General features: G+C 54.1%; 17 protein-coding genes. 10 read left to right on the top strand and 7 right to left on the bottom strand.

Annotated features, from left to right (window positions below; genetic code table 11):
* The first annotated feature begins 1 nt into the window (after nucleotide 1).
* The 4 genes from CYQ09_RS08850 (at nucleotide 2) to CYQ09_RS08835 (ending at nucleotide 4,411) form a co-directional block, all read left to right on the top strand.
* Nucleotides 2-1,081, top strand: coding sequence for a microcin C ABC transporter permease YejB (locus CYQ09_RS08850; protein WP_106745033.1), 1,080 nt, complete (start codon nucleotides 2-4; stop codon nucleotides 1,079-1,081).
* A complete protein-coding gene (locus CYQ09_RS08845; RefSeq protein WP_106745032.1) occupies nucleotides 1,078-2,244 on the top strand; it encodes an ABC transporter permease in 1,167 nt (388 codons plus the stop codon). Before CYQ09_RS08850 ends, CYQ09_RS08845 begins: the two co-directional genes overlap by 4 nt.
* Nucleotides 2,244-3,839, top strand: a complete 1,596-nt coding sequence (locus CYQ09_RS08840; protein WP_239495892.1) for an ABC transporter ATP-binding protein — start codon at nucleotides 2,244-2,246, stop codon at nucleotides 3,837-3,839. The genes CYQ09_RS08845 and CYQ09_RS08840 overlap by 1 nt, the downstream gene beginning before the upstream one ends.
* A gap of 155 nt (nucleotides 3,840-3,994) precedes the next feature.
* Nucleotides 3,995-4,411, top strand: coding sequence for a VOC family protein (locus CYQ09_RS08835; RefSeq protein WP_106745030.1), 417 nt, complete (start codon nucleotides 3,995-3,997; stop codon nucleotides 4,409-4,411).
* Nucleotides 4,412-4,519: 108 nt separating this feature from the next.
* Here the strand turns inward: CYQ09_RS08835 and CYQ09_RS08830 are convergent, their stop codons facing one another.
* A complete protein-coding gene (locus tag CYQ09_RS08830; RefSeq protein WP_106745029.1) occupies nucleotides 4,520-6,061 on the bottom strand; it encodes a D-alanyl-D-alanine carboxypeptidase family protein in 1,542 nt (513 codons plus the stop codon).
* A gap of 261 nt (nucleotides 6,062-6,322) precedes the next feature.
* On the opposite strand from CYQ09_RS08830, the gene clpS reads away from it, so the two are divergent.
* Genes clpS through CYQ09_RS08815 form a run of 3 tightly spaced genes read left to right on the top strand, consistent with a single transcriptional unit; the run spans nucleotide 6,323 to nucleotide 8,487 of the window.
* Nucleotides 6,323-6,667 carry an ATP-dependent Clp protease adapter ClpS gene (gene clpS / locus CYQ09_RS08825; RefSeq protein WP_106745470.1) on the top strand — a complete coding sequence of 115 codons (345 nt, stop codon included), beginning with the start codon at nucleotides 6,323-6,325 and terminating at the stop codon, nucleotides 6,665-6,667.
* Nucleotides 6,668-6,691: 24 nt separating this feature from the next.
* Nucleotides 6,692-7,663: a class I SAM-dependent methyltransferase gene (locus CYQ09_RS08820; RefSeq protein ID WP_106745028.1), complete on the top strand. Its 972-nt coding sequence runs from the start codon at nucleotides 6,692-6,694 to the stop codon at nucleotides 7,661-7,663.
* A 20-nt stretch (nucleotides 7,664-7,683) separates the two neighbouring features.
* On the top strand, nucleotides 7,684-8,487 hold the full coding sequence (locus tag CYQ09_RS08815; RefSeq protein ID WP_106745027.1) for an SDR family NAD(P)-dependent oxidoreductase: 804 nt from the start codon (nucleotides 7,684-7,686) through the stop codon (nucleotides 8,485-8,487).
* On the opposite strand, the gene CYQ09_RS08810 is transcribed toward CYQ09_RS08815, so the two are convergent.
* On the bottom strand, nucleotides 8,488-8,874 hold the full coding sequence (locus CYQ09_RS08810) for a hypothetical protein (protein WP_106745026.1): 387 nt from the start codon (nucleotides 8,872-8,874) through the stop codon (nucleotides 8,488-8,490).
* Nucleotides 8,875-8,976: 102 nt separating this feature from the next.
* Between CYQ09_RS08810 and hemF the strand changes: the two genes are divergently transcribed.
* Complete coding sequence (hemF, locus tag CYQ09_RS08805) at nucleotides 8,977-9,855, top strand: oxygen-dependent coproporphyrinogen oxidase (RefSeq protein WP_106745025.1); 879 nt, start codon at nucleotides 8,977-8,979, stop codon at nucleotides 9,853-9,855.
* Complete coding sequence (locus CYQ09_RS08800) at nucleotides 9,846-10,487, top strand: LysE family translocator (RefSeq protein WP_106745024.1); 642 nt, start codon at nucleotides 9,846-9,848, stop codon at nucleotides 10,485-10,487. Before hemF ends, CYQ09_RS08800 begins: the two co-directional genes overlap by 10 nt.
* Here CYQ09_RS08800 and CYQ09_RS08795 read toward each other — a convergent pair.
* Together CYQ09_RS08795 and hemE are read right to left on the bottom strand one after the other, a co-directional pair.
* Entirely contained in the window at nucleotides 10,474-10,779 is a 306-nt protein-coding gene (locus tag CYQ09_RS08795; protein ID WP_162617615.1) for a hypothetical protein, read from the bottom strand. The genes CYQ09_RS08800 and CYQ09_RS08795 overlap by 14 nt on opposite strands.
* Nucleotides 10,780-10,843: 64 nt before the next feature.
* Nucleotides 10,844-11,878, bottom strand: a complete 1,035-nt coding sequence (gene hemE, locus CYQ09_RS08790; protein ID WP_106745022.1) for a uroporphyrinogen decarboxylase — start codon at nucleotides 11,876-11,878, stop codon at nucleotides 10,844-10,846.
* 81 nt (nucleotides 11,879-11,959) lie between these two features.
* Between hemE and hemC the strand changes: the two genes are divergently transcribed.
* Entirely contained in the window at nucleotides 11,960-12,901 is a 942-nt protein-coding gene (gene hemC / locus CYQ09_RS08785) for a hydroxymethylbilane synthase (RefSeq protein WP_106745021.1), read from the top strand.
* Here hemC and CYQ09_RS08780 read toward each other — a convergent pair.
* From CYQ09_RS08780 to CYQ09_RS08770, 3 genes are all read right to left on the bottom strand, one after another.
* Entirely contained in the window at nucleotides 12,898-14,085 is a 1,188-nt protein-coding gene (locus CYQ09_RS08780) for an MFS transporter (protein ID WP_106745020.1), read from the bottom strand. The genes hemC and CYQ09_RS08780 overlap by 4 nt on opposite strands.
* Entirely contained in the window at nucleotides 14,082-15,494 is a 1,413-nt protein-coding gene (locus CYQ09_RS08775; RefSeq protein ID WP_106745019.1) for an FAD-binding oxidoreductase, read from the bottom strand. Before CYQ09_RS08775 ends, CYQ09_RS08780 begins: the two co-directional genes overlap by 4 nt.
* Before the next feature lie 89 nt (nucleotides 15,495-15,583).
* Nucleotides 15,584-15,946 carry a hypothetical protein gene (locus CYQ09_RS08770; protein ID WP_162617614.1) on the bottom strand — a complete coding sequence of 121 codons (363 nt, stop codon included), beginning with the start codon at nucleotides 15,944-15,946 and terminating at the stop codon, nucleotides 15,584-15,586.
* Nucleotides 15,947-15,999 lie beyond the last annotated feature (53 nt).

The following is a 15,999-nucleotide window of genomic DNA, read 5'->3' as shown; positions in this document are numbered from 1 at the left end:
CATGGGCGCCTATATTCTCCGACGTTTACTGCTCGTTATTCCCACGCTTTTGGGAATTATGATTATTAACTTCGCATTGATTCAGTTTGTGCCCGGTGGCCCGATTGAACAAATACTCGCGAACCTCGAAGGGAACGGCGACGTGTTCGAGGGGATTTCGGGCGGGGGCGGCGATGCTGATTTTGGTGGCGAAGCCGAAAGCGACTATATCGGCGGCCGCGGTTTGCCGCCTGAGTTCATCGCTGAGCTAGAGCGTGAATTTGGCTTTGATAAGCCACCACTTGAGCGCTTTCTGACGATGATATGGAATTACATGCGTTTTGATTTCGGAGAGAGCTATTTCCGGTCAATCAGCGTGTTCGATCTGGTGATGGAAAAAATGCCAGTGTCCATCACGCTTGGGCTTTGGTCGACTTTGATCGCCTATTTCGTGTCGATCCCACTGGGTATCAAAAAGGCGGTACGCGATGGGTCATCCTTTGACACGTGGACATCTGGTGCGATCATCGTTGGTTACGCGATCCCCGGTTTCTTATTCGCGATCTTGTTAATCGTGCTTTTTGCAGGCGGTTCATACTGGCGGGTGTTCCCGCTGCGTGGCCTGACGTCTTCGGATTTCGACCAACTCAGCCTGATTGGCAAAGCGGCTGACTACCTGTGGCACATCGCGCTGCCAGTCTTTGCCTCAACGATTTCCGCATTTGCCACATTGACGTTGCTGACCAAGAACAGCTTTTTGGATGAAATCAAAAAGCAATATGTGATCACGGCCAAGGCAAAGGGCCTGTCAGAGCGCAAAGTGCTGTATGGCCATGTCTTCCGAAACGCGATGCTGATCGTGATTTCCGGATTTCCAGCGCTGTTCATCGGCGTGTTCTTTGGTGGATCGCTCATTGTCGAAACGCTGTTTTCGCTGGATGGGTTAGGGCGCTTGGGCTTTGAAGCCGCCGTTGCGCGCGACTATCCCGTTGTCTTCGGAACACTTTTTGCGTTCTCGTTGATTGGTCTTGTGGTTGGGATTATCACCGATTTGACTTACGTTTTCATCGATCCGCGTATCGATTTTGAGGCTCGCGGATGAAGATGCTATCCCCCCTAAACCAACGCCGCTGGCGGAACTTCAAACGGAACCGCCGTGCAGTTTGGTCGCTGATTATCTTTAGCGTACTGTTTGGGCTTTCGCTCATGGCTGAATTCATCGCCAACGATAAGCCGATCGCCGTCAGCTACCGCGGCGAAATTCGGATGCCAATTTTTAGCTTCTATTCAGAGCGTGACTTTGGCGGCGATTTCCCAACCGAAGCGGTTTACAAAGATGCCGAAGTTGAATGCCTGATTGTGACGGGTGGGCTGGACAGTTGTTTTGACGACCCCGAAGGTCTGATCAAAGCCGTTGATGAGAGGCAGACGCTCGAGGGTGATTTTTCTGAGGGCTGGGTTATCTGGCCGATTATCCCTTATTCCTACAAAACGATTGTCGATGTGAAGGGCGTTGCCCCAGCCCCACCAAGCGGGGACAATTGGCTAGGGACAGATGACACGAAGCGCGATGTTGTGGCGCGTGTCATCTATGGTTTCCGCCTTTCCATCGTTTTCGCGCTTATGGTAACGGTCGCTTCGTCGCTGATCGGGATCGTCGCGGGCGCAGTGCAGGGGTATTTTGGCGGCTGGACCGACCTAATATTCCAACGTTTCATCGAAATATGGACAGGAACCCCATCGCTTTACGTGATCATTATCGTGTTCGCGATCTTGGGGCGAAGTTTCTGGCTGCTTGTGTTTTTGACGGTGCTGTTCGGCTGGCCTGCTTTGGTCGGCGTTGTCCGGGCGGAATTCCTGCGAGCGCGCAACCTTGAGTACGTGCGTGCCGCCAAGGCGCTTGGCGTGCGTGACCGCACGATCATGTTCCGCCACATGCTGCCAAACGCAATGGTCGCAACGGTAACGATGCTGCCTTTCTTGGTGACCGGTGCAATCGCGACCCTCGCGTCGCTTGATTTCTTAGGGTTTGGATTGCCGTCATCTGCGCCATCCTTGGGCGAGATGACGTTGCAGGCCAAGCAGAACTTGCAGGCCCCATGGTTGGGCTTCACGGCCTTCTTTACGTTCGCGATCATGTTGTCGCTGTTGGTGTTTATCTTTGAAGGCGTGCGCGACGCGTTTGACCCGCGCAAAACCTTTGTCGCTGACGGCAAGGTTGATACGGCTGATCTGCCCTTTGGCAACGAAAACGGGGCAGAATAATGACTGCGGTATTAAATGTGCGCGACCTGCGCGTGGCGTTTCGCCAAGATGGCGGCGTGACACATGCCGTGCGCGGCGTGTCGTTTCAGGTCCACAAAGGTGAAACTGTTGCCTTGGTCGGTGAATCAGGGTCGGGAAAGTCGGTCACGGCGCTGTCCACCGTGCAGTTGTTAGACGACAGCGCGGTCATGGCTGGATCGATCAAATACAACGCCGAGGAAATGGTTGGCGCAGATGAACGCGCCCTGCGCCGGGTCCGTGGGAACGACATCAGCTTTATCTTCCAAGAGCCGATGACCTCGCTCAACCCGCTGCATACGCTTGAAAAGCAGCTGGGCGAAAGCATCGAGCTGCACCAAGGTATTCGCGGTCCAGCGGTGCGTGAACGCATCTTAGAATTGCTACAACGTGTCGGCATTCGCGACGCTGAAAGCCGCCTAAATGCCTATCCACATCAGCTGTCAGGGGGGCAGCGCCAGCGTGTCATGATCGCGATGGCGCTCGCGAATGGACCAGAACTGTTGATCGCGGATGAGCCGACGACAGCCTTGGACGTGACCATTCAGGCGCAAATTCTGGAACTGCTTGCTGAGCTCAAGCGTGACGAAGGCATGTCGATGCTGTTCATCACGCACGACCTGACAATCGTGCGCAAAATCGCAGATCGTGTTTGCGTTATGAAAGATGGCGAAATCGTTGAAACCGGCCCCACGGCCGAGATTTTCGCGAACCCGCAGCATCCTTATACACAAACGCTTTTGGCGGCGGAATCGACTGGTTTGCCAGAGCCCGTCGCACCGGATGCTCCGATTGTTTTGAGCACGGACAAAACACGAATTTGGTTCCCGATCCACGCCGGGCTTTTGAAACGTACTGTCGGCCATGTGAAAGCGGTGAACGAGGCGACACTGAACATTAGGGCAGGGGAAACGTTAGGCGTTGTCGGCGAAAGCGGTTCGGGCAAAACCACGCTTGCGCTTGCTGTGATGCGGCTGATCCGGTCTGAAGGACAGATCGCGTTTCAGGGCAAGGATATTCATGGCCTGAACCCTAAAGAGATGCGCCCATTGCGCAGCGAAATGCAAATCGTGTTTCAGGATCCCTATGGGTCTCTAAGCCCGCGCATGACTGTGGCCGAGATCATTGCCGAAGGGCTGGGCGTTCACGGCGTTGATCCAGGTCGAAATCGCCGCGACATGGTGTCCGAGATCATGGGTGAGGTCGGTTTGGATCCGGCCACGATGGACCGCTATCCACATGAGTTTTCAGGCGGTCAACGCCAGCGGATCGCGATTGCACGCGCGATGATCCTGCGTCCTAAATTGCTAATTTTGGACGAACCCACCAGCGCATTGGATATGACCGTGCAGGTGCAGATCGTGCAGTTGTTACGTGACCTCCAACAAAAATACGGGCTGGCCTATTTGTTCATCAGTCACGACCTAAAAGTCGTGCGTGCCCTGTCACATAAGGTGATGGTGATGAAACAAGGTGACGTCGTCGAGGCCGGTGACGCCGACGCGATTTTCGATGCCCCGCAAACCGAATACACGCGCGCGCTGATGGCAGCTGCGTTTGAGGGTAAGGTTGTTTGAAAGGGCGAATGCTGAGGCGTTAATGTCTGGAGTGCAGGACTTTGCTGCCGTTCGACACGGTGGCGCGAAGGTCGACTTTGAGGGCGGGTGACAGTTAGGCAGCCTTGGCCTTTTACCAATTACCGGACCAAGTTTTGCATTGGGGAGTAAGTTTGATGATTGCCTATGTCACGGTCGGCGCAGATGACATGGTAAGCGCGGAACGATTTTACTCTGCCTTCTTGCCCGCCCTCGGCTATGGCCTCGAAACTTACCATGGAGACTTGAGTTACGTTCCACCGGCGCAGCCAGGTCAAAAACCGACTTCTCCCGGTTTCTATGTAAAACCTCCTTTCGACGGTGGTCTTATATCGTCTGGGAATGGTTCTATGGTGGCATTCGAGGCAAGCAGTCAGATCCAAGTTCGTGAACTTCACGCGGCCGCGCTTGCTGCTGGTGGATCTGACGAGGGTCAGCCGGGTTTCCGCGCTTCATATGGCTCCCACTTTTACGTTGGCTATCTTCGCGACCCTCACAGAAATAAGGTTGCACTGTTCTGCGATAATCCGGACGAAGCTGGACGCGACGATTGAAACCGGAAATTACCGACATGCTTGCTGTCTCAGAAATCCAGAAAATGGGCTCTAAGCTACCTTAAAGTCTTCCACACATGTCAACACGTGTGGAAGATGACTTTGACGTTAACTCTCAGACCCAATCATAAAACAGGTCGTGCCGCGTGCTTGTAGCCGGCGGCAGGCTAGATCGGCGCCTTCGCGGCTTAACCCCATAAAGTTTGCGTCAAACCCGCCAGAGCGCTGCACGACCCGGCGGAGTGCACCGTCTAATGTGCTCATCTCGTTCAAGGCGACGCGTAGCAGGACCCGTTCGGCGTCATAACGACTGTTGTAGCGCCCAACATTTACGCCCCAGTGGCGACCGCCGGAGGTTGAGATACGTGTCACCACCTCTGGTCCGGCATCCGCTACCACGGCTACGGGGGCAGCCGCAGCAGGTGCTTCGACGGCCGCAACAGTTGTCGTTTGCAGGCTTACTGGGCGAAGGTGGGGCGTTAGTACAGGTTTGTCGGTTGCGATCAGTGAGGCAACTGTTGATGCTGGTGTCGCGACTGCTTGAGGTGCTGCTTCGGCGACGATAGTCGTTTCTGGCTCCGATGCAGTCTCAGCCATCGCTTCGGCCAATGCGGCGTTAATAGCGTCGTTTAGGACTTCATCGACTACGGCGGTTTCGGCTGCAGCGACAAGAATTTCGGCGACTGGTGCAGTTGGCGCTGGGCGTGCAACTGGGCGCAAGCTGCGGCTAACAAGACCGGACTGACGGGTGGTCGATCGGCCCTGCGTCGCGGGGGCGCTTGTCAGCATTGCCGCAGGTGGGTTTGGTCGGCGGATTGTGGCCCGTGATGGCGCGCGGTTAAAGCCCATATCCATGAGTTCAGTGACGCGTGCGTTACGTGCTGTCGTTGATGATCCACCAAACACGGTCACGATAATCCGTTCTTGGCCGCGCTGCGCCGATGCAACAAGATTAAAGCCAGCTGCACGGGTATAGCCGGTTTTGATTCCGTCCCCGCCATCGTAGCTGTCCAACCAGCGGCGGTTTGTGTGGCGAACAGTTGCAATCCCGGCATCTGCTGTACGGCGTGAAAACAGGTTATAATATTGCGGAAAGTCATAGATCACGTGACGTCCCAGTACCGACATATCGCGTGCAGTAGACATGTGGCCTGACTGGGTCAGGCCGTGTGCGTTTACAAAGGTTGTGTTGCGCATACCCATTGCGCGCGCGGTCCGGTTCATGCGTGTGGCAAACGCTTCTTCGGATCCGGCGATGGCTTCGCCAATAGCGGTGGCGGCATCGTTGGCGGATTTCACCGCTGCGGCACGTAGCAAATAGCGCAGGCGAATGGTCTGACCTGAACGTACACCCAGCTTGGAAGGTGGCTCTGATGCAGCGTTCCGGCTAATTCGCACTTCGGTATCTAGCGTGATTTCACCACGTTCAATCGCCTGAAATGCGATGTACAACGTCATCATTTTGGTCAGTGATGCTGGATGCAATCGGGTGTCAGCATTGCGGGAATGCAAAACTTCTCCTGTGCGTGCGTCCATCACCATCGCTGCATAGGGGGCAGCAGATGCGTTGATGGGCGCAATCAAAGTTACGATTAAGAATGCGAATAGATACAGCCCCTTTAGGGCCAATTGTCCCGGACGACTTGCCACGTCGTTTGCCTCTTATATTTACTGCCTCTGGTCCCGAATTTTTTCGGTGACCTTATTTTTATAAAAGGACGCTAACATAAGATGACTTTTCAGAAAATACCCTAAATTCAAAGACTTTTCTGGTGATCATAATGCAGTATTTAGCACATGTTGTGCCGTTGCTTGGGTTCACCCCTAAATGGCTGATTTGCATTTCGAACGAGGGGGTTTTCACATCCGAATGGTATCCTATATATGATGTTCACCAAACAGGGCGATGCGATGTTGGCTGACTTTTATATGATGGCAAATAAACAAGACGATGGCGATGATGGCGACGTCGGTGTTGTGCTTGAGACAAAGCCAAAGACCAAACGTCCGCCAATGTACAAAGTTATGATCCTTAACGATGATTTCACGCCGATGGAATTTGTTGTCATGGTGTTGGAACGGTTTTTCGGTCTGTCCCATGCCCAAGCGTTTGAGATCATGTTGACAGTTCATAAGAAGGGTGTTGCAGTCGTTGGTGTCTTTAGCCATGAGATCGCGGAAACGAAGGTTGCGCAGGTGATGGATTTCGCCCAGCGTCACCAACACCCTTTGCAATGCACGATGGAGAAAGAATAACGCCCGGCCGTTATTCGAAATAACATGTCACAGTCTCGTTTAAGCACCGCTCTTGATGACGGCCTTTTGGTATTGCCTGAAGGTAATATCGCAATCATGCGTCCGTCAGCCACCTATGATGTTGCCGGGCTTGAACGCGACGCGCTACAGATTGTGCATGGTTTTTACCCAGACTATGCCGCGTGGGAGAATGCAGGTTACCCTGTTTCGCGGGCTTTGAACAAGGTTTCCGTCGCGATTATTGTCGTTCCCCGGGCTAAGGCTCTGGCGCGCGCGATGGTGGCGCAGGCCTGCGAAAGTGCGGATCTAGTTGTCGTTGATGGCCAAAAAACAGACGGGGTTGATAGTGTATTCAAAGAATGCCGCAAACGTCTAGGCGCGTTGCCGTCGATCACCAAAGGGCACGGGCGTATCTTTTGGTTTGCTGCGACAGATGCTTTCGCCGATTGGACTACACCGCCACCTGAAAAGGGCGAGCACGGGTATTTCACCACGGCTGGCGTGTTCTCAGATGGGGCTATCGATGTTGGATCTGCGTTGCTTGCGGCTGCGCTACCAGCAAAATTGCCTGCGCGGATGGCCGATCTTGGCGCTGGGTGGGGATATCTTGCAGCGCCGGTCCTTGAACGTGCCGGTGTGCAATCACTTGATATGATCGAGGCCGAGGCCCTGTCAGTTGCTTGTGCAAAGATGAACGTTACTGATCCGCGCGTGACCTTTCATTGGGGGGACGCGACGCAATTTCACCCTGACGCTGCCTATGACGGTATCGTTATGAACCCCCCATTTCATACAGGCCGGGCCACTGATCCGTCGCTTGGTCGTGCCTTTATCCAATCCGCCGCCCGTCTGCTTGCCCCGCATGGCAAACTATGGATGGTTGCGAACCGCCATCTTCCTTATGAAACAACCTTGTCTGAGTGTTTTCGTAATGTAGACATGATTGGCGGGAATGGTGCGTTCAAAGTATTTCACGCAAATCGGCCACTGCGCTAGCATGGCTAAGGAGTAACGCGATGTCCTTTTCTATCTCTGGCAAGACAGCCATTGTCACGGGCGCCGCCAACGGTGTTGGTCTTGCGATTGGGCGTCACTTTGTCCAAGAGGGCGCGAATGTTGTGTTCGCTGACATGGACGAAAAGACGCTGTGTCACGAAATGGGTGATGCGGCGAACAAAGAAGAAAACGTGCGCATCTTTTCTGGTGACCTGCGTAAGAAGCTGACAATCGCTAATTTGCTGTCCACTACGATTGAAGCGTTCGAACGTGTCGATATTTTGGTGAATGCATCGCGGCAGGTTCTAAAGACAGACCCGCTTGATCCCGATGATAATAGTGTCGAAGAACTGTTGCAGCAGAACACAATGACAGCGTTGCGCGTTAGCCAAGCAGTTGCGCGCAAGATGATTAAACAAGCTGGCGATGAGGCGAGCGGGCATGTTGGTTCAATCGTGAACATCAGTTCAATTGCGGCGCGGCGTACCCACCCTGAATTGTTGGCCTATTCGGTTAGTTCGGCGGCGTTAGAACAGATGACAAGGTCAATGGCTGTTGCTCTGGCGCCTAATGGTATTCGCGTGAACGCCGTCGCATTCGGAAGCGTCATGAGCGCGAGCCTGAAAGGGTCGCTCAAGGGATGTGATGAAGACCGCGAGGCCATCGTGGACAATACACCATTGCACCGTATCGCAAGCCCGGGCGAGGTATCAGATGCCGTGCAATACCTGTCGTCTGATGCGTCCAGCTTTGTGACCGGCCAGATCATCACGGTTGACGGTGGCCGGACCTTGTTGGACCCAGCCGCCGTTTCTTGTCACTAATTATTCAGGATGGATCGCGATACATTGCGCGACCATCCGGTCAGAATTTGTTTCGGCTTGGGTCAATCGGCGCTCTAGCTGGTTCAGCTTTGTCTGTTCAGCGTTCAGATCAATTGAGACCGGACGTGTTGTCGTAAACGTCTCTGTCTCGTTACACGGATAAGTGAACGTTTCGTCGTCTTTATTGCGGCCTCTGCATGTTTTTGTCAGCGTTCGGACATCGGTGCTTTCGGCCAATGCATAGCCGCGCGCTAAATTGCCGCGTGCTTCGCTGATGAGGTTGCGAAGTACGTAAACATCACGGTTTGCATCGCTAATGCATTGTTCGCGTGGCGTTGCGCAGGCCGTGAGCGCAAGAAGCGGTAGTATGATGAGGGCAGGGCGCATGGTATTCTCCGAGTGTTGATCTAGATCATCGTTAGCTGATTGATATCCTGCAAAGAAGCTAAGATAGACTGTTATTCAATATCACAGCGCGAAGGAGCGGGCATGTCAAACGGGTTTGAAGCAGAAAAGAGCAAAGCATCGGCTTGGTTTCGCACGTTACGTGATGAGATTGTCGCCGCATTCGAGGGATTGGAAGATCGTCAAAACAGTGACAGCCCTGTCGGCCGATTTGAAGTCACCGAAACCAAACGTGCATCTGATGACGGTACAGATGCTGGTGGCGGGCTGATGTCGGTCATGCGCGGCGGTCGCGTTTTTGAAAAAGTTGGCGTGAACGTGTCTACGGTCTTTGGCCAGTTGGGCGAGGCGGCACAAAAATCAATGGCCGCACGCGGGGTTCCCGGTATGGATCAAGATCCGCGTTTTTGGGCGTCAGGTATTTCCTTGGTTGCGCATATGCAGAACCCACATGCTCCTGCCGTGCACATGAACACCCGCATGTTCTGGACCCCCCACGCATGGTGGTTCGGTGGCGGTTCTGATTTGAACCCATGTATCGAATACGATGACGATACGGCCCATTTTCATGCGGTACAGAAGACACATCTCGATCCGCATGGCGAGGATCTTTACCCCAAGCTAAAATCATGGGCCGATGAATACTTTTATATCCCACACCGTAATCGCGCACGTGGGGTCGGGGGCATCTTTATGGATGATCGCTGTACCGGTGATTGGGATGCCGATTTTGCCTTAACACAAGACATCGGGCGGGCATTCTTGCCTGCTTATGTGCCTCTTGTTGATAAGCGCCGCGAGGCCGCGTGGACCGCGGCAGACAAGGATGCGCAGCTGGTCCACCGTGGACTTTATGCTGAATATAACCTTGTCTACGATCGTGGGACCAAATTTGGTCTGGCGACCGGGCATGATGCAAACGCAGTCCTGATGAGCCTGCCGCCCATGGCGAAATGGGCTTAGCAGGCATCGACCCTATTACATTGCTGGCTTTCGCCGGCACCGCGATGCTGATCGAACTTACTCCCGGTCCCAACATGGTATATTTGGCTGTGGTCGCTGCCAGTCAGGGGCGCAAACTCGGGTTTGCTGCCGTGGCTGGTGTCGCGATTGGGTTGATGATTGTTGGTATCGCGGCGGCGCTTGGCCTTGCTGCGATTATCAGCGCATCCCCAACTTTGTTTCAGGTGTTACGCTTTGGTGGTGTGGCTTACATGCTATGGCTTGCGTGGGACAGTTGGCGTGATGCGTCCGAACCTGTGCAAGACGTCGCAAGCGGTACCGCTGGCCGCATTTATTTTCGGCGCGGTTTGATCACCAACTTGCTAAACCCCAAAGCTGCAGTGTTCTATGTTGCTATTTTACCCAGTTTTGTAAGCCCTGATGCGCCGCTGATGTCACAAACATTGGCGCTATCAGTCGTATTCGTATTGGTCGCGACCTTGATCCATGCGGGTATTGTCACCTTGGCGGGGGCAGCGCAGATGTTGCTTGAGGACGAAAAACGCAGCCGGATTATCCGGCGCAGTTTGGCGTTGGCGTTGGTCGGGGTTGCGCTGTGGTTCGGATGGTCAACGACGCTTAGTCAACCGTAACAAATTTTGCGCCGCCGGTCGGCCGCGTGTTGGTTTCAGTCGGCGTTGCGGCAGGCTGTGTGCCTTTCGCAATTTGGCGGAGCATCATACCGGCAAGTTCGGGAGAAATTTCACCGTTGCTTGAATTGCTTAGCATCCGCGCGGCGCGTTCTGGTGCAAAATGAACCATCGCGCGTGCAACGCGCATCGAGGTCAATCCTTCTGGGCGCTCAACCCCTAAGGGGGATGAAAGCGCAGAGCGTTCGACAGCGGTAGCAGGCACTAGCCAAATCCAGCCAACGACCATGATCATCAGCCCAACCCATGCGCTGCGAATGCTGTGAAACATAAGGCGTAGGGTTAGAGGCATCCGTGGCTTAGCCACCGCGTACAGTGTCAATCATGAGCTGAACATTGTCTGGGTTTGCATCTGGTGTGATCCCATGCCCAAGGTTAAAGATATGTGGACCTTTGCTGAACGCATCGCAGATACGGCGGGTCTCAGTCACTAAGTCTTGGCCGCCTGTGACCATATGTGATGATTTCAGGTTACCCTGAACGCAGCCGTCAACCTGTACATGTTCTGCAGCCCACGCGGCATCAATACCGTCATCCACAGCGACACAATCAGCGCCTGTTGCAGCGTGAACGCCCGGATATCTTTCGCCTGCACCGCGTGGGAAGGCGATGACTGGAATGCCGGGGTGCTTTTCTTTCAGCGCCGCAGTGATCCGCTGCATGGGTTTGATTGAGAATTCGGTAAAGTCTTCGCCTTGCAGCGATCCGGCCCAGCTATCGAATAGTTTCACGACTTCGGCGCCTGCTTCGATCTGCTTCGACAGATAGGCGATCGTGCCTTCGGTAATCCGGTGCATGATACCTTGGAAAACCGCACGGTTTTCAGCCTTAAGCGCGTGGGCTGGTCCCTGATCTGGCGTGCCTTGGCCTGCGATCATATAGGTTGCCACTGTCCATGGCGCACCGGCAAAGCCGATCAGTGTCGTTTCCTTTGGCAATTCTTGCGACAGGATTTTGACGGTTTCGTAAACAGGGTTCAATGTGTCGTGGATGGCCTCGACCGGTTTCAACTGGGCCAGCTCGTCCGCGCTTGTGATGGTCGACAGCCGTGGCCCTTCGCCAGTCACGAACCATAGGTCTGCACCCAATGCTTGGGGCAGCAACAAGATATCGGCGAATAGGATCGCAGCATCAAACCCGTAGCGACGAATTGGCTGAAGCGTGACTTCAGCCGCGAGTTCAGGATTGTAGCATAGCGACAAAAAGTCGCCCGCTTGTGCGCGGGTCGCTTTGTATTCTGGCAGGTATCGACCAGCCTGACGCATCATCCAAATGGGCGGGGTATCCAAAGTTTCACCCGCAAGGGCGCGAAGGATGGTTTTTTGCTGCGTCATAGGGTCGTCCTTTATATTACATTGGTGGTCCCAATTGCATGGCTTATTGTCAAGCTAGATCGCGGTCGCTAACAAACCACCATGACATTTGAAATGCCCACACCCGCCCAGACCTTTAAAATCGGAACCCGTGGTTCGCCGCTTGCGTTAGCCCAAGCGCATGAAACGCGCGACCGCCTGATGGCAGCGTTCGATCTTCCCGAGGATGCGTTTGAAATCTGCGTGATCAAGGTCACTGGTGACCAAATCCAAGATAAGCCTCTGCGCGAGATCGACGGTAAGGGGCTATTCACCCGCGAAATCGAAGAAGCATTGCTGGATGGCGGTATCGATATTGCCGTGCATTCAACCAAAGACATGCCCGTCGCACAGCCGGGTGGGCTTGTGATGGATACGTTTTTGCCGCGCGAAGATGTCCGTGATGCGTTTATTTCGCTTAAGTACCAAAGCCTGTCTGACCTGCCTGACGGGGCTGTTGTAGGTACGTCCTCAACCCGTCGCCGGGCGCAGCTTGCAGCGCGCTTTCCAAAGCTGAAGGTCGTCGAATTCCGCGGGAATGTCCAAACGCGGTTGAAAAAGCTGGCAGATGGCGTGGCCGATGCAACGTTCCTTGCGACCGCGGGTTTACGCCGCTTGGGCATGGATGACGTGCCTTATACCCCAATTTCACCTGACGATATGCTGCCCGCAATTGCGCAAGGCGCGATTGGTATCGAACGGCGGCTAGACGATGCGCGTGCCCAGACGATGCTTGCCGCCATTCACGATGGGCCAACAGGTCAGCAGATCGCGGCAGAGCGGGCGTTTTTGGGCCGTCTTGATGGGTCTTGTGAAACACCGATTGGGGCATTGGCTGAACTTGATGGTGATCAGCTACGCCTGCGCGGCGAGATTCTAAGCGAAGATGGATCGCGTGTTCTAGCCGACGAAGCGACCGGGCATGTCGCAACTGGCCCCGATATGGGGAACGCGATGGCACTGCGATTGTTGTCTCGGGCTGGGCCAGATTTCTTTTCGCACTAGGCGTTCTGACGGTCGATCCACAATAGGCTAACCGCACCAGCGATAATCACAAACGCGCCCATAAACGCGGCGATGTGATAACCACCAAGCCACGTGCCAAACGCAAAGATCACGGCGGCTAGGCCTTCGGATACAAGCCGTTGTAAGGTCACCAATGACGCGCCTGCGCCCGCGCGTGCCCCTAGCAAATCTTGTAGGTAGGTGATCGTCAGCCCGTAAAGCAGGCCACCACCAATTGCGGCAGGCAAGACCAAAACCCAGACCATTGCAAACGGGGCGAGTACGGGCAGTAGCCCAAGGAAGACCGCATAAAAAACGGCACCCAAAGCGATGACATGCAGCCGCCGGATATAGCGCAGCAGGGGGCCGACGGCGAACATGACACCGACCTCGATCGCGACAAAACTGCCGAAAAATAGACCAACATCGCCCGGGCCGCGCCCATTTGCTTCGTTAAACACAAGTGCAAGAAGGACCCCCATTAATGTTGACCCAGCGTGGATCGCACCCATCCAAAACAGCCGCCACATGATGTTTGAAGCGAGCACTTCTCGGAGAGATTGAACAAAACTGAGCGTTGATTTTTCTTCTGTCCATGGCGCGTCCGTGTCTGCGGGCCATTCAAGATAAACCAGCAAAGACATGGCGATCATGACCAGAAAGACAACAGGGTAAAGCGTGGTCAGTGGAAAGCCATTATCAAAAGCCCATCCCCAAAGCGGAAGGACGACGATGAAGGGCACCGCGAATAGCGCGCGGATGGTGGATGTCAGGCTGTCGCGCGTGGCCGCTGGTAAGTGTGCGATGTACAGCCGCATAACAGCAAATACCTGACCAAATATGGTTCCGCCCAAGGGCAAGATCAGTACATGGGCAAACAGAAATGCAGTTGTGTTTCCAAATGCCCATACAATTACCATTGCGAAGCAGGACGCACCCATCGCGATCAATGCAAATGCGCGGCGCAAGGGATGCCGATCTGTCAAAATGCCAACCCCCACAGAAGTTGCCACCGACACCAGTAACGTAGCGGTCATTTGCAGGGCAAACATTTGGTCGCTAAGGCCAAATGTGGTGATCCCTAGCAACGAAACATAGGGGGCAAACGATGCGGCAAAGACACCAAAAAGCACGGCGCACGCGCTGAAAAACCGTAGTGTGCGATCATGCCATAGCTGCATCATGCGGGGGGAATTACCTTACCGGGGTTCAAGATGCCTTTTGGGTCGAGTGCAGCCTTTATTGCCCGCATCGCATCAAGCGCGACGGGGTCTTTGCGGCGGCTCATCGTGTCGAGCTTGGAAATGCCTACGCCGTGTTCTGCACTGAATGACCCGCCCAATTCTTGCACGACATCTTCTACGGCTTCGACCATTGCTTTCATCGCATCAGGGTCGTTGCGGCTAACGAATGTGGTGTGGTGAATGTTGCCGTCACCCAAATGGGCAACGATGACTTCAACACAGTTCGGGTCGATTGCCTTTAGGCGTGGGGTGATTTCGCGTTCAAATGTCGCGACTTTGTCCAATGGCACGGCAATGTCGGTGTTCACAAAAGGATCACCCTTAACAAGGATTTCACCGGCTTCTTCACGACGACGCCACATCTCGGCGCGTTGAGATTCATTCTGGGCAATGACCGCATCAAGAACACGACCATCCTCGAGCATTGCGCCAAGTGTATCTTCGAGATGCGCAACCACAGGAATTTGGCCATCCGAGCCGGGCGTCGCGTCGCGCTGCGCTGTTGCACCGATTTCAATCAGAATATTTACGTCGTAGCTGCCATCAAATGGGGGTCTTGCCCCTTCTATAATCCCGACGTGGCGGTCGATGTAATTGCGCGGCATATATTCGAACGCCTCGACTGCGCCACCAGTGCTGTCTTGCATGGTGTGTAGCAATGACAGTGCGTCATCTAGGGACGGCACCGCGATCATGGCGGTCGCATAGGCGCGTGGCTTTGGCTTTAGCTTCATGACCGCTGCGGTGATGATGCCCAATGTCCCTTCGGCGCCGATCATCAGGTGGCGTAGATTGAGGCCAGAGTTGTCTTTGTGCAGCGCGCTCATCAAATTCATGATGCGCCCATCGGCCATGACGATTTCCAGCCCCAAGCACAAATCGCGCGTGTTGCCATAGCGCAGAACGTTTGATCCACCTGCATTGGTCGAAAGCACACCACCGATCATTGCCGATCCACGTGCACCAAATGTCAGCGGAAAGATAAGGTCATGCGCGTCAGCTGCGTCATGCAAGCTGGATAGAATGACACCAGCGCCCACAGTCGCGGTGCGGCCCGCAACGTCGATGTCGTTGATCTGGTTTAGGCGATCTACCGATAGAACAAGCGCATCAGTTGCTAAGGTCGCCCCAGTTAGCCCCGTATGCCCAGAGACAGGAACCACCGGCGTTCCCGTGGTATTTGCAATCTTCATAATCTCGGATATTTCATGGGCAGAGCCGGGCCGTAGAACGGCCAGTGGTTCACCCTTATATTGGCCGGTCCAATCCGTCGCATAGGGGGCAGCATCCGCCCCCTTGAGTACGCGGTCGCTCCCGATAATGGCGGCGATTTGATTGCAAATATCCATGAATAAGTTCCTTCCCTGGTCACCCGCGAATAGCTAGCGCTAAACGTAGGTCAACGAAAGGTAGAGATGCATCATAGAAAAAATGTGGTTTATTGATCCTGTCCGGTGGTGCCGGGGCTGACATTCATAGTTACGACAAACGTTAAAAGGAGGCAAAGAGCGACAGTAATCGTAAGTGGAACCCATCCATTGATTACAATCATTTTGAACAAAACCATCGCTAAGGCTGCTCCTGCCGCCGCTCTGGCCCAGACAAATAATATAAGCCAGAACCCGATGACCATAAGGCCTTTGAAATAGTTTGCATCAAAAAGCGGGCCAAACCCTGATGGTTCAAGAAGTATCGTTAATGAGGCGATCGGGGATGCGGGTATATTGTAAATACCAATAAAACTAATTGCGCAAATAATAAGTCCGGAAATGGTGCACGCAATATATGAAACGTAGTTCATGCAAAAAACCTGCGGAAATGAATAAATTATAGTCAGCGCACGATAGGGCATTT

The organism is Yoonia maritima, assembly GCF_002933395.1.
In the GTDB taxonomy this organism is placed as follows: Bacteria; Pseudomonadota; Alphaproteobacteria; order Rhodobacterales; family Rhodobacteraceae; genus Yoonia; species Yoonia maritima_A.
The sequence above is the reverse complement of the archived record's forward strand: the minus strand, read 5'-3'. Positions and strand labels throughout refer to the sequence as shown.